At 63.5% G+C, this 13,492-nt stretch carries 12 protein-coding genes; 2 read left to right on the forward strand and 10 right to left on the reverse strand.

The window, feature by feature from the left end:
* Window positions 1–58: 58 nt before the first annotated feature.
* The 3 genes from argS to CCC_RS21195 are packed head-to-tail and all read right to left on the reverse strand — an operon-like array spanning window position 59 to window position 4,188.
* Window positions 59–1,789 (reverse strand): arginine--tRNA ligase, encoded by a 1,731-nt coding sequence (gene argS, locus CCC_RS10930; RefSeq protein WP_009868788.1) that lies wholly within the window; start codon window positions 1,787–1,789, stop codon window positions 59–61.
* Window positions 1,790–1,794: 5 nt separating this feature from the next.
* Window positions 1,795–2,988: a deoxyguanosinetriphosphate triphosphohydrolase gene (locus CCC_RS10935; protein ID WP_009868789.1), complete on the reverse strand. Its 1,194-nt coding sequence runs from the start codon at window positions 2,986–2,988 to the stop codon at window positions 1,795–1,797.
* A gap of 36 nt (window positions 2,989–3,024) precedes the next feature.
* On the reverse strand, window positions 3,025–4,188 hold the full coding sequence (locus CCC_RS21195) for a GGDEF domain-containing protein (protein ID WP_052473105.1): 1,164 nt from the start codon (window positions 4,186–4,188) through the stop codon (window positions 3,025–3,027).
* A gap of 191 nt (window positions 4,189–4,379) precedes the next feature.
* On the opposite strand from CCC_RS21195, the gene erpA reads away from it, so the two are divergent.
* Window positions 4,380–4,733 (forward strand): iron-sulfur cluster insertion protein ErpA, encoded by a 354-nt coding sequence (gene erpA / locus CCC_RS10945; protein ID WP_009868791.1) that lies wholly within the window; start codon window positions 4,380–4,382, stop codon window positions 4,731–4,733.
* A gap of 1 nt (window position 4,734) precedes the next feature.
* Here the strand turns inward: erpA and CCC_RS10950 are convergent, their stop codons facing one another.
* Window positions 4,735–5,406 carry a hypothetical protein gene (locus CCC_RS10950; RefSeq protein WP_152619758.1) on the reverse strand — a complete coding sequence of 224 codons (672 nt, stop codon included), beginning with the start codon at window positions 5,404–5,406 and terminating at the stop codon, window positions 4,735–4,737.
* Between the two features lie 139 nt (window positions 5,407–5,545).
* Here CCC_RS10950 and xth point away from each other — a divergent pair, with 139 nt between their 5' ends.
* The gene (gene xth / locus CCC_RS10955; protein WP_009868793.1) at window positions 5,546–6,322 is read left to right on the forward strand and encodes an exodeoxyribonuclease III; all 777 of its coding nucleotides are present in this window, start codon (window positions 5,546–5,548) and stop codon (window positions 6,320–6,322) included.
* Between the two features lie 142 nt (window positions 6,323–6,464).
* Here xth and CCC_RS10960 read toward each other — a convergent pair whose 3' ends face one another.
* From CCC_RS10960 to CCC_RS10985, 6 genes are read right to left on the reverse strand one after another with little or no spacing between them, the layout of a single operon-like run.
* Window positions 6,465–7,601: a heme oxygenase-like domain-containing protein gene (locus tag CCC_RS10960; protein WP_009868794.1), complete on the reverse strand. Its 1,137-nt coding sequence runs from the start codon at window positions 7,599–7,601 to the stop codon at window positions 6,465–6,467.
* Complete coding sequence (locus tag CCC_RS10965) at window positions 7,598–8,446, reverse strand: bacteriohemerythrin (protein WP_082036590.1); 849 nt, start codon at window positions 8,444–8,446, stop codon at window positions 7,598–7,600. Before CCC_RS10965 ends, CCC_RS10960 begins: the two co-directional genes overlap by 4 nt.
* 14 nt (window positions 8,447–8,460) lie before the next feature.
* The gene (gene ilvD, locus CCC_RS10970) at window positions 8,461–10,311 is read right to left on the reverse strand and encodes a dihydroxy-acid dehydratase (protein WP_041041267.1); all 1,851 of its coding nucleotides are present in this window, start codon (window positions 10,309–10,311) and stop codon (window positions 8,461–8,463) included.
* 39 nt (window positions 10,312–10,350) lie between these two features.
* Window positions 10,351–10,689, reverse strand: a complete 339-nt coding sequence (locus CCC_RS10975; RefSeq protein ID WP_009868797.1) for a hypothetical protein — start codon at window positions 10,687–10,689, stop codon at window positions 10,351–10,353.
* 3 nt (window positions 10,690–10,692) lie between these two features.
* Window positions 10,693–11,370, reverse strand: a complete 678-nt coding sequence (locus tag CCC_RS10980; protein WP_009868798.1) for a haloacid dehalogenase type II — start codon at window positions 11,368–11,370, stop codon at window positions 10,693–10,695.
* Entirely contained in the window at window positions 11,367–13,331 is a 1,965-nt protein-coding gene (locus tag CCC_RS10985; protein WP_009868799.1) for a lytic transglycosylase domain-containing protein, read from the reverse strand. The genes CCC_RS10980 and CCC_RS10985 overlap by 4 nt, the downstream gene beginning before the upstream one ends.
* Window positions 13,332–13,492 lie beyond the last annotated feature (161 nt).

The following is a 13,492-nucleotide window of genomic DNA, read 5'->3' on the forward strand; positions in this document are numbered from 1 at the left end:
GTTGTCGGCAAAGCCGACCGGCCCTTGCCGTCGTCCGATTAAGGATCGGTCGACGGAATTACCGCATCTCTTCCACGGGAGTGACACCGAAGATGCCAAGCCCCGAGGCGATCACTCCCACCACCGCGCGCAGCAGGCCCAGACGGGCCAAGGACACTTCGCGGTCACCCTCGATCAAGAACCGCAGGCTGGTGTCGTCCTTGCCCTTGTTCCACAGCCCATGGAAGGCGGCAGCCAATTCATAAAGGTAGAACGCGACACGGTGCGGCTCGTGGGCCTCGGCCGCGCTTTCCACCTGGCGCGGCCATCCGGCCAACAGCCTGATCAAACCAAGCTCGGCCGGGTCGGTCAAGCGGGCCAGCACATCCACGCCGGGAGTATGGCCCACGGATTCGGGCCACATGCCAGCGGCATGGCGCATCACCGAGTGGCAGCGGGCATGGGCGTACTGGACATAGAACACCGGATTGTCGCGGCTTTGCTCGAGAACCTTATCAAGGTCAAAGTCCAGATGGGCGTCGTTCTTGCGGGTCAGCATGATGAAGCGGACCACGTCCTTGCCCACCGCCTCGACAAGATCGCGCAGCGTGACGAAGGTGCCCGCCCGCTTGCTCATCTTGTAGGGCTGGCCGCCCTTCAACAGATTGACCATCTGGCAGAGCTTGACGTCGAGATCGCCGCCGCCCTGGCTCACCGCCTTGACCGCGGCCTGCATGCGTTTGACATAGCCGCCGTGATCGGCGCCCCACACGTCGATCATGGAGGCGAATCCGCGCCGGTACTTGTCCTGGTGATAGGCGATGTCGGAGGCGAAATAGGTCCAGGATCCGTCCGACTTCTTCAAGGGACGGTCCACGTCATCGCCGAATCCTGTCGCCTTGAACAGGGTCTGCGGCCGCGCCTCCCAATCATCGGGCAGCTTGCCCTTGGGGGGCTCGAGGACACCTTCGTAGATCAGGCCCTGGGAATTCAGATAGTCGAGGGACTCCTGGACCTTGCCGCCTTCGACCAGACCGCGTTCGGAGACGAAGACGTCGTGACGCACTCCCAGACCGGCCAGATCGTCCTTGATCATGTCCAGCATGGCATCGACGGCAAAGCTCCGCAGTTCGGGCAGCCACTCTTCTTCGGACTTGTCCTTCAAGGCCGGGCCGTGTTTTTTCGCCAGGGCCTGGCCCGCGGGCTTGAGATATTCGCCGGGATAGAGGCCCTCGGGGATTTCGCCGATCTCCTCGCCCAAGGCTTCGCGGTAGCGCAGGAATGCCGAACGGGCCAGGACGTCCACCTGGGACCCGGCATCGTTGACGTAATACTCCCGCGTCACGTCATAGCCCGCCTTGACCAGCAGCGAGGCCAAGGCGTCGCCGAACACGGCGCCACGGGCGTGACCGATATGCATGGGACCGGTGGGATTGGCCGAGACGTATTCCACGTTGACCTTGTGGCCCTTGCCCATCTCCGACTGGCCGTAAGTCACCCCGGCGGCCAACACTTCGGCCAGACGTTCGTACCAGAAGGAATCGGCAAGACGCAGATTGATGAAGCCGGGACCGGCCACCTCCACCTCGGTCACCGCCGGATGGGCGCGAAGACGTTCGGCGATCTTCTCGGCCAGATCGCGGGGTTTCATGCCCGCCGCCTTGGTCAGCACCATGGCGGCATTGGTGGCCACATCGCCGTGGGCAGTCTCGCGCGGCGGCTCGGCCGTCACCTTGGAGGTATCGAGACCGGGAATGATCGCCTCGACCGACTTGATGATTTCTTCGCGGAAGTATTTGAACAGATTCATTTTTCTCAAGGCTTCTCTTGCAGGTCGAACAGCCGGCGATGCTCGTCGAGGGCAAAGCGATCGGTCATGCCAGCGATGTAATCGGCCACCACGCGGGCGGTCTTGGCGGTGCCCTTGCCATCGGCCAGACGCCGCCATTCGGGCGGCAGGCATTCAGGCTCGGCAAAAAGCAGGTTGAACAGGTCCTTCACCACCCGCCTGCCCTTGCTGGTCATGCGGTTGACGCTGAAGTGGCGGTACATGTTGGTAAACAGGAACTGGCGCAGAGCCGCGTCATTGGCACGCATCTCGTCAGAAAAGGCGGCCAGCGGACGGCCCAGGCCGCGCACATCGTCGGCGCTTTGCGGCTTGAACTCGGCGACACGGCGCCGCGTCTCCTCGGTCAGGTCGAGGATCATGATGCCGATCATGCGGCGCACCACCTCATGGATATGAAGCGAAGGCTCGGCATCGGGATACTGTTTGGCCACCTTGTGGAACAGCGGCCCGACCAGGGGCACGTCGGCCAGGTCCTTGATGGTGAACAGCCCGGCCCGCAATCCGTCGTCGATATCATGGTTGTTATAGGCGATATCGTCGGACAGCGCCGCAATCTGGGCTTCCATGCCAGCGAAGCTATCCAGACGCAGATCGTGAAGCTGGGCGTATTCGGCGATGGCGCCGGGCAGCACCCGGTCGGGCTTGACCGCAAGCGGCCCGGTCAGCGGGCCGTTATGCTTGACCAGCCCCTCCAGGGTCTCCCAGGTGAGGTTGAGGCCTTCGAACTCCACATAGCGGCGTTCCAGCTTGGTGACGATGCGCAAGCTTTGGGCGTTGTGGTCGAAGCCGCCATACTGGGCCAGGACCTCTTGCAACGCGTCCTCGCCCGCATGGCCGAAGGGCGTGTGGCCCAGATCGTGGGCCAGCGCCAGGGCCTCGGCCAGATCCTCGTCCAGACCCAGCACACGGGCGATGGAGCGCGCTATCTGCGACACTTCCAGCGAATGGGTCAGCCGCGTCCTGAAATTGTCGCCTTCGTGATAGACGAAGACCTGGGTCTTGTATTGCAGACGGCGGAAGGCGGCGGAATGGATGATGCGGTCGCGGTCGCGCTGGAACGGCGAGCGGGTCGGGCTGTCGGCCTCGTCATGCAAACGCCCGCGAGAGTCCTCGGGCCGACAGGCATAGGGCGCCAGGGTATGGGAACGGGATTCGGTCATGACCGGGACACTACCGCCCAAGCCCCGCGAACGCAACTATCCCCCGGCCAGTTCGCAGCGGTTGCGTCCCAAATCCTTGGCCCGGTACAAAGCGGCGTCGGCGCGCCGGATGATCTCCTCCAGGCCATCGTCTTCAGCCAGTTGGGCGATGCCGACGCTAACCGTCATGGCGAAGGGAAGGCTTGCCGCGCCCGGCACGTCCTGCCCCGCCTCCTCGGTAAAGATGGTCCGCAGGCGCTCGGCCACCACCAGGGACTGAACGGCTGTGCTGCCCGGCAGCAGGGCCAGGAATTCCTCGCCCCCGAAGCGGCAGAACAGATCCTCGGTGCGCAGCAACCGCCCAGCCAGGGCGACGAACAGACAAAGGGCGTCGTCGCCGCCACCATGGCCCAGACGGTCGTTGACCTGCTTGAAGTGGTCCAGGTCCATCATCAGCACGGACAAGGGCAAACCGCTGCGCCGCGCCCGCGCCAGTTCCTTTTCGGCCAGCCCGGAAAAAGCCCGCCGGTTCAAGGCCCCGGTCAAGGGATCGCGGCTGGCCTGATGGTTCAGCTCTTCCTGCAGGCGCTCACCCGCCATCAGCACCATGCACAACGTCACCGAGATGGTGACACACAGCCACCATAAGGTGGCCAAGGCGGTGATGCCGTAGGACAGCCGCCCCCCCATGAATTCCAGATCCAATCCCACGGACACGCCGCGCAATGCAAAGAAGGCCGCGTTCAGGAAATACACCCACCCCGCCAGTCGCATGGCCAGTTGTTTGGGCGGCGCGCGCCACAGCAATTCCCTGGCGACCCCCGCCGAAATGGCGCAAATAGCCAAGGAGTTGGCAGCAGCCCGAACATGAAGCGAGCCTTGCAAATGGGAGTAGAGGATCAGGGCCAGGGCCACACCTCCCAGGCCGACATAGACACGAGGTGCGAAGGGCTTACGCCCAAGGAAGCGGCGAAATCCATCCCAGACCAGACAGAATCCCAGAATGACCAGCCCATGGGCCACGGACAGGGAGGTGTCGCCGGACATGCCCGCGCCGGTCCCCGCCACGGCAAAGCTCAGCGCCCCGACCACGCTGGCCCAGGCCCAATGCCCCAGGCCATCCATTCCGGGATGGAGCTTGTACAAAATGATCCTGGCGATGGCGCAGCAGGTGGTCGCCACGGCGACCGCCACCAGCAGGCTTTGCACTTCAAGAACCAAAACGGGTCGCCCCCAATAAGATGGAATCATTCCACCACATTGACACTATAAGCCCTCCCTCATATGCGCAACCTACGAAGCATGACTTGAATTCGGTATCAGAATACCTAAATTGCGGGAAGGATGCTTCCCTCCAGGGTGGGCAAAGTGCTACCCTTCGAACAATTCCAATCCTTGCCGCAGAGGACAAGATGGCCGAGGTCGAACACAATTACGCCGCGCGCGTCACCGTCACCGAAAGCGCCGCCGAGCGCGTCCAGACCCTGATCAAGATGGAGGGCAAGCCCAATATGATGCTGCGCCTGGGCGTCTCGGGCGGCGGCTGTTCCGGCTTTTCCTACGGCATTTCCCTGGATGATCAGGTCAATGACGACGACCGTCTGTTCAACGAGTACGGCATCACCGTGGTGGTGGACCAGACCTCTTTGGACATGCTGGACGGCTCGGTGGTGGATTTCGTCGAAGACCTTTCCGGCTCGTCCTTCCAGGTCAAGAATCCCAACGCTACCTCCACCTGCGGCTGCGGCAGTTCGTTTTCGGTGTAGTTCACCAACTTGGACACAGGCCGTTGACGCGCCGGTAATTGCCCGGCGTGTCGATGGCCGCGTTGCGAAGCCTCAACTCGTTGGCATAGGCCTCGAAGGTGGGCTTCAGGGCCGCCGTCAGGCGGTCCTTGAATTCGCCCGTCACCACATCCGGGCTTGAAGTGGTGATGCGCGGCGGAATTTGGGCCGCGGCGTTACGCAGAACGATCTCCGCCTGGGGCGTCCAATGGCGGAAGGCATCGCGGCTGATGGCCACATGCTCGTCCTCATGGGTACGGATCACCCGGTACTGGCAGCCGCCGGGCGGATACTCCCTGGCGATATCCACCTTGATCTCGGTGATCTTCCACACGGCCTCGACACGGGCCAGCCCCATGCAGCGCCGCCCCTGCCCCAGATCGATCTGCCAGCCCTGGACCCGCAATTCCAGATTGGTCGAGGTCCGGGTCAATCCGGTGGTGAAGTCCTTGGAATCCGGCCGGGTCAATCCCGACAGGGCGGTGATGCGGGCGCGGGCCTGCTCGCTGCTATAGGTGGGCTCGGCCATCCAGGTGGAAAAGGTCACGATTCGCTGGGGAACAAAGGCCCCGGCGGGCGGGCAGGCCTGGGCGAAGGCGGATGAGGCGAAGGCCAGCAACACCGGAACCAGCAGCCAAAGCCTCGATACAGCCATCACGCAACACCTCGCCAGTCATACACGCCCAGAGTATTCCCCGCGCCTTGCCGTCGGGTTAATGCCGGGGTTTCCTTGCCGAAACCGCCCCGTCCTGTATCCTCGTGGGTCATACACCTCTTGCGGAGCGAAACAAGATATGGGCCTGCGCATCGCCACCTGGAACGTCAATTCGGTGCGGGCCCGCCTGGGCAATGTTCTCGATTGGCTGGGCAGTTTCGCGCCCGATGTGGTGTTGTTGCAGGAGATCAAGTGCCAGGACCACGATTTTCCCCGCCTCGAAATCGAGGCAGCCGGTTATCAAACCGCCGTTCACGGGCAGAAGAGCTATAACGGCGTCGCCATCTTATCGCGCCACGCCATGAGCGATATCAGCCTCCGCCTGCCCGGTGACGAGAGCGACGAGCAGGCCCGCTATATTGAGGCGACGATCGAAGGCTGGCGCCTCGCCTCCCTTTACCTGCCCAACGGCAATCCGGCGCCGGGCGACAAATATGACTACAAGCTGGCCTGGATGGCGCGCCTAAGAGCTCATGCCCAGAGCCTTCTTACCCAGGATATCCCCTTCGTCCTGGGCGGCGATTTCAATATTTGCCCCACCGACGACGATGTCTATGATCCGCCCAACTGGCAAAATGACGCGCTGTGCCGCCCCGACAGCCGCGCCGCCTTCCGCGCCATCGTCAACCTTGGGCTGACGGAGGCGTTCCGGGCACTGCATCCAGAGGAAAAGGGCCGTTATTCCTTCTGGGATTATCAGGCGGGCGCATGGCAGAGGGACGAAGGCCTGCGCATCGACCACTTCCTTCTGTCGCCCCGGGCCGCCGACCATCTGCAAGCTTGCGATATCGACAGGGCCCCCAGGGGTAAGGAAAAGGCCTCGGACCATACGCCGGTGTGGATCGAGCTGAGTTGATATCACTTCGTGATGGGGCTTCCGCCCCAACCCGATCAGGGGACCAGCCCTGAAACCCCAGTTCATCTACTCATAAAATCTAAGGGGGTCTGGGGCATGAGCCCCAGGCGGGTGTGGGCGGCAGCCCACCAAGATGTGTTGCTTAAAACGGCGTCGCGGTGCTGCAGCTATAGGCCTCGCCGCCCACCACCTGGGCGGGGTCTATGCCTTGCCGGGCCTCCAGCAGAGCCAGCTTGATGCGGACATCAGCGACCCGGTGGCGAGGCTCGAACTCAGCCAAGGCGCAGTCCTCGCCGAACACATGGCGGTAAAGACCGCTCATCATGGCGAAACGCCCGGCCATCAGCATATTGCAGGCGCCCTTGACCCGTTCGATGTCGCCCTCCCCCTCCATATGCAGTGAGGTGACCAGCATCACCGAGATGGCGTGGAGCACGTCATAGCGCACATGGGCGATGAAGACTTCGAGATGATGGGGCGTAAGGTTCAGGCCGTCGCGTTCCGAGACCTTGATCAGGCCACCCAGCAGCAGACTGAAGAATTCCGGCACACCCCATTCCATGCCAAGCCCCACCGAGGCCAGGGCCTCCAGCGGGCTGAACGCCCCGTGACCGGCGACAAGACGCTGGATCAGCACATTGTCGGCCACTTCGGCCAGCATGGGAACGTCCTGATCCTCAAACCCGATCCCCAATCCTTCGAACACCTGCCGGTACATGACGATATGGGTCTTGGCGGCCAGCAGGCGGCCCAGTTCCGGGTAATCGTCGAGGCCGTGGCTGCCCACGCCATATTCATCGGCCACCAATTGGGCCAGAGCGATCTGGGTCAGCTCGGAACGGCGCTCGCCCACGCTGCCCCGCGCGGTGGCCGCCAGTCCGTGGAAACGGCCGATGGCCAGGGCGACGCACTGGCGGGTGTTCTTGATCTGATTGAAGTATTGCAGGGCGAAGGTCTTGACCTGGGACGGCGTGATGCGGCCCTCGAACACCCTGCGGAAAAAGGGGTGCCGCCAAACCGGATGGTCCATCACATGGGTGTGAAGATCCAGGAACATCTCGCCCAGGCGCGCCGCATCGACCATGCCGCCGTCCATCTGGCGGAAGATACGGTTCAGTTCGGAACCGGGCTCGGCCACCTCAGCGATAACGCGGGTGAAATCGGTACGCTGGCTGGCGATAAACGAGTCCAGCACCTGATCGGTGGAAAGCTGGAGAAGATCGGGCAAGGGATGGACGCAATCCGGCACGGATCCGTCGGCATGAACCAGAACGCTCATGCCGCTCTCCCCGCCAGCCGCGCCACGCCCAGGAGCAGATTGCGGGCCGAGATGGGCTTTTCCATGAATTCGTCCGCCCCGGCCAGAAGGGCAAGGTCACGATTGGCCATGCGCTCGTGCCCCGACAGGACCAGCACTGGCAGGCGGGCTTGATCGGGGGGGCCGCGCCGCACCCAGCGGACCAGATCCAGCCCGCTTTCCTGGCCCACATGCCAGTCGGACAACAACATATCCAGCGGTTCGTGGGAAATCACCGCCTTGGCCGCCTCCAGATCATGGGCTGCCGAAATCTTGGTCACGCCGACGCTTTGCAGGATGGTTCGCAGGATTTCCAGGAAATTGACGTTGTCATCCACCAGCAGGATGCGCAGCCGCGCCCAATCCAGGTCCGCCCCTTTTTGCACCGCCCCGGTCATGGACACCTTCTGGGCAGCAGCCTCGGCTCCCGGATGTCCGATCATCCAGGACCGATAGTTCATGTCCGTGGTGCAGATATGATCGATCAGCCAGGAATTGAGAAAGGCCAGGCATTCCCGCGCCCGCACGCCGGTCTGGTCCTGGTCGTAGCGGGATTTGAGGCCCAGAACCTTTTCCGTGAACTGCGCATGGGTTCCGTGGTGGCGCGTTAGCAGCGGATACCGGCAGGCATCCATCATCGCTTCTTCGCGGGCGAAGTGATGGGCTGCGTACTCTTCCAGGGCCTGCAACACGCTGCCGACGGCAGCGTGTTCCTCGTCATCACCGATGGAACGTTGCAGGTGGTTGATCAGGCCGAGGAGCGTCTTGTGGTCGGAATCGAGCAGCGGCACGCCGACGCTCATCCGTTCACTCCACGTAAGCCCCATCGGCCTGTTCCTTCTCAGCGGTCCAGTTGCGAGACGTCGCGGACCGCGCCACGGGCCGCGCTGGTGGTCATGGCGGCATAGGCCTTAAGCGCCGCCGAGACCTGACGGTCGCGATCCACCGGCTTCCAGGCCTTGGCGCCCCGGCCCTGCATGGCCTGCCTGCGCTTCTCCAATTCGGCATCGGACACCCGAATTGCAATGCTGCGATTAGGAATATGAATATCGATGATATCGCCCGCCTGGATCAGGCCGATGGCCCCGCCTTCCGCCGCCTCGGGCGAGACGTGGCCGATGGACAGACCCGATGTGCCGCCCGAGAAACGCCCATCTGTGATCAGCGCACATTCCTTACCCAGGCCCATGCTCTTCAGATAGCTGGTGGGATAAAGCATCTCCTGCATGCCCGGCCCGCCGCGCGGGCCTTCATAGCGCACGATGACCACGTCGCCGGATTTGACCTGCCCGCCTAGGATCTTGGCCACCGCCTCATCCTGGCTTTCACAGATCACGGCGGGACCGGAGAAGGTCAGGTTCTTGTCGTCAACGCCCGCCGTCTTAACGATGCAGCCGTCCAAAGCCAGATTGCCGAACAGCACCGCCAGCCCGCCATCCTTGGAAAAGGCACTGTCAACCGAACGAATGACGCCCTTGGCGCGGTCCTTGTCCACTTCGGCAAAGCGCTTGGACTGGCTGAAAGCCTCGGTGGTGCGCACCCCGCCAGGGGCGGCCTTGTAGAACTCATGCACCTTGGGATCGTTGGAGCGCGCGATGTCCCACTTATCCAGACCCTCGGCCATGGTGCGGGAATGGACGGTGCCGCAATCGCGATTGATCAGCCCGCCCCGGTCCAACTGGCCCAGGATGCCCATGATGCCGCCCGCCCGGTGCACATCCTCGATATGGACGTCGGGCACGTTGGGGGCCACCTTGCACAGGCAGGGCACGCGGCGCGACAGACGGTCGATGTCGTTCATGCCGAAGGCCACCCCCGCTTCCTGTGCCGCCGCCAGAAGATGAAGCACGGTATTGGTGGAGCCGCCCATGGCGATATCGAGCGTCATGGCGTTCTCGAAGGCCTGGAAACTGGCGATGGAGCGCGGCAGAACCGAGGAATCATCGCCTTCATAGGCGCGCTTGGCCAGATCGACGATGCGCCGCCCGGCCTCCAGGAACAGCTCCTTGCGGTCGGCATGGGTGGCGACCACCGTGCCGTTGCCGGGCAGGCCCAGGCCCAGGGCCTCGATCAGACAGTTCATGGAATTGGCGGTGAACATGCCTGAACACGAGCCGCAGGTGGGGCAGCTTTCCCGTTCGAAGGCCAGGGCCTCCTCGTCGGAAACATTCTTGTCGGCGCCCTTGATCATGGCGTCGATCAGATCCACCGCATGGGTCTCGCCCTTATAGGTGACCTTGCCCGCCTCCATGGGCCCGCCCGAAATGAAGATGGTGGGGATGTTGAGGCGAAGCGACGCCATCAGCATGCCGGGCGTGATCTTGTCGCAATTGGAGATGCAGACCAGGGCGTCGGCGCAATGGGCGTTGACCATGTATTCCACGCTGTCGGCGATCAGCTCGCGCGAAGGCAGCGAGTACAGCATGCCCGAATGGCCCATGGCGATGCCGTCATCGATGGCAATGGTGTCGAATTCCTTGGCGACGCCGCCCGCCTGCTCGATCTCGCGCGCCACCATCTGGCCCAGATCCTTGAGGTGCACATGGCCGGGCACGAACTGGGTAAAGGAATTGGCGATGGCGATGATGGGCTTGCCGAAATCGGCATCGGTCATGCCAGTGGCGCGCCAAAGTCCGCGCGCGCCGGACATGTTGCGGCCGTGGGTCGAGGTACGGGAACGGTAAGCAGGCATGGCGGTCAACCTTCGTCTGACAAAATAAGGGGGGCCAGATCAGCCCCGGATCTTTTCGGGATTCTGGATGCCCAAGCGCGCGGCCTCGGTATCGAAGGCCTCGCGATAGAGAGGGAAAGCACGGGTCTTGGAGACGATCTCCCCCGTCCGCGCATGGATATAGTTTTCACGCACCAGCAGAGGATGCGCGTCCTTGTTGGGGCAGGCGTCACCCTCGGCAATCAGGGCGCGGATCTGGGCGGTCAGCCCGGCGACGTGGCAGGCATCCAGATCGGCTTCCCCCTGAAGTTCCTCGATCTCGGCCCGCAACTCTTCCAACTCGGCGCGCAGAGCCTCGTTCTCGGCCCGTAATTCTTCCATTTCGTCCAGTTCGCCCATGGCTCAGCCTCCCAGAATTGCCGGCAACTCGGCCAGACTTGCCACCGTCGCCTTTGTGCCCAGCGGCAATTTCTCCGCCGGAACCTTGTCGCGGTTGATCCACACCACCTGGAAACCGAAAGCGGAGGCACCGCTCACATCCCAGGCATTGGCCGAGACATAGCATACGCTTTCCGGCGCCAAGCCGAAATGGGTGGTAGCCAGTTGATAAACCAGGGGATCGGGCTTGAAACGCCCCACCGATTGGGCGGACAGAACCGCATCCACCGTGTTTCGAATTCCCGGCATGACCAGCGTGGATTTCAGCATGGCGAGCGACCCGTTGGATAAAATCGCCATCGGATAGCCCATCTCCCGCAAGCGGTCGAGCGCGCCTTCCGTGTCGGGATAAAGCTCGGGATTGAGCCATCCCTCCATCAGGCGCAGACGCAAGCCCCGGTCGTCCAGACCGAGCGTGTCCATGGCGAAGTCCAGTGCCTCGTCGGTCAGCCGCCAGAAATCGGCGTGAACGCCGGGCCGCAACGGCAGCCAGCTCAGTTCCATCTGTCGCTTGCGCCACAACCTCAGCAAGGTATCGGCGCGCTCGCCCAGATCATCGCGCACCAATCGGGAAAGACCGTTCAGGTCGAACAGGGTGCCGTAAGCATCGAAGACGCACACCCTGACGGGAGCCAGGGTCACGGCTGGGCCTCCGCGGTGCGCCGTGCCCAGCGCCGCAAATCCGCTTCCAGGGTCGGCCCCGCGGTCTTGCCCAGGCGGCGCCGGTAGACGGCGACGCTTTCCATCACCCTCTGGACATAATTGCGGGTCTCGCTGAAGGGAATCATTTCCACCCAGTCCACCACATCGGTGCCGTTATCGCGGGGATCGCCATATTCCCTGATCCAGCGGCGCGCCCGGCCCGGCCCGGCATTGTAGGACGCCAGGGCCAGGATGTAAGACCCCTCGAAATCGTTCACCAGATCACGCAGATAGGCCGAGCCCACCTGCACGTTGAAATTGGGGTCGTCCAGCTTGTTGACGTGGTATTTCAGGCCGAGCGCCCTGGCCACCTTGGAGGCGGTCGACGGCAGAAGCTGCATCAGTCCCTTGGCCCCGGCCGGTGATTCGATATCGGCGACGAAGCCGCTTTCCTGGCGGATCAGGGCCAGAACCAAAGCCTTTTCCGGATTGGTCTCGTCGGCATCCAGTTCCGGCACCGGCCAGCCCGCCTGCACCAGGGTGACGCCCTCGCGATCCGAACGGCGCGCCACGGTCAGCCCCAGATCATGGCGTCCGGTGCGGCTGGCGATCCCCGCCACCAGGGCACGTTCGCCCGGCGTCTGGACCGTGTCGTTGAGGCGGATCAGGAACGAACGCAGTAATTCGCCCTCTCCCACCTGCATCAGCAAGCGGGCGGCGGCCACCACATCGCGGCCCTCGAAACGGGCCACATCCTCGGGCGTCGGCTGCGGCTCGTCGGGCAGCGGCCAGTGATGGTCGCCCAGGCGCGAGGCGCCCAGCTGACCGTAATAGGTGGTGGAATAGCGCGCGGCCCGCGTGTACCAGTCCTTGGCCTTGGCGTCCCCCGAGGCCTCGAAAGCCCGGCCCGCCCAGTAAGCGGCACGGGCGCGCGAAATGGGATGGCTGGCCCATTCGTGCAACCGGGTGAAGTGATGGATGGCGGTGGTCTTGTCGTCGAGGAAGCGCAAAGCCACCCAACCGGCCAGGAATTCGGCGTCCACATATTGGGTGCCGCCCTCCAGGCCGTGATCGGCCGCCGCCTGATAGGCCTTGGACACCAAGCCCTTCTGCAGGGCGCGCCTGGCCAGGATGGCGCGTTCTTGCCACCACAGATCGGGACGGACCTTGTTGCGCGATGGATGGGACAGAAGATCCAGCGCGTCCTCGTCCAGATCCTTCTGGCGGCGCCAGCGGACGCGCTCGTAGATCAGGCCGGGATCGTCGCGCAAACTGGCGGGGATCGCGTTGATCAGCGGCTCGGGATTGGATTTTCCCGATTGAAGGGCCAGCCGGGCCTGGGCCACGGCGCGATGGCCCGCATCCACCTTCATGATCATGCGCTGGACCGAGGTTTCCTGACGGTCCCACAGCAGCCGGTCCAAACGGCGCCAATGGTCCTCGTAGCGCAGATGCTCGCCCAGCAGGTTGAGATACTGCTTTTCCTGAAGCGCCCCGAAACTCTGATTGACCCAGGTGTCGCGGATGACCTGCACCGCCTGTTCGTCCCGCCCGGCGGCGAACAAAGCGCGGGCGAAGGCCTGCCCGCCATCGGCGGTGGTGGGCGGGTGGCTGTCGAACCAGGCCAGCACCTGGGCGGTGGGCGTGGCGGCGGTGATGGATTCCTCGGCCCGCTTGGTCATCTGGCTCATCATCGGCCATTCGGGATTGGCATGGATGAAGGCCGCCAACTGGGCGAAATCGGCTCCCGAGCGTCCCGAGACATAGGCCATCCAGGTCACCAGCCGGGGCAGAACCTTGGACCCTGACTGGCGCGCCAGCCGGGCTGCTTCGTCGAAATGATCACGCTTGGCCGCCGCGACGGCTTGGCGGGTCAGGGCCATGTCCGCCTCGGCCGAGGCCGGTTGAGGCAGGCCGAGGACGATCACAGCGGCGAGGAGGATAGCGGACAGAACCTTCAACGGAGACATCCAGTGGGATCATTCAATCGGAGGCGCATTCTAGAGGCCTCGCACAAGGCCTTTCAAGCCGAACCGCTTTCACGGCAATGACGAAGAGAGGGACGACGGGAATCCTACACCCGATTTCCCTGTAATTGGCGCATGGTCGTCTTGCTCCGGCT

Source organism: Paramagnetospirillum magnetotacticum MS-1, assembly GCF_000829825.1.
GTDB lineage: Bacteria > Pseudomonadota > Alphaproteobacteria > Rhodospirillales > Magnetospirillaceae > Phaeospirillum > Phaeospirillum magnetotacticum.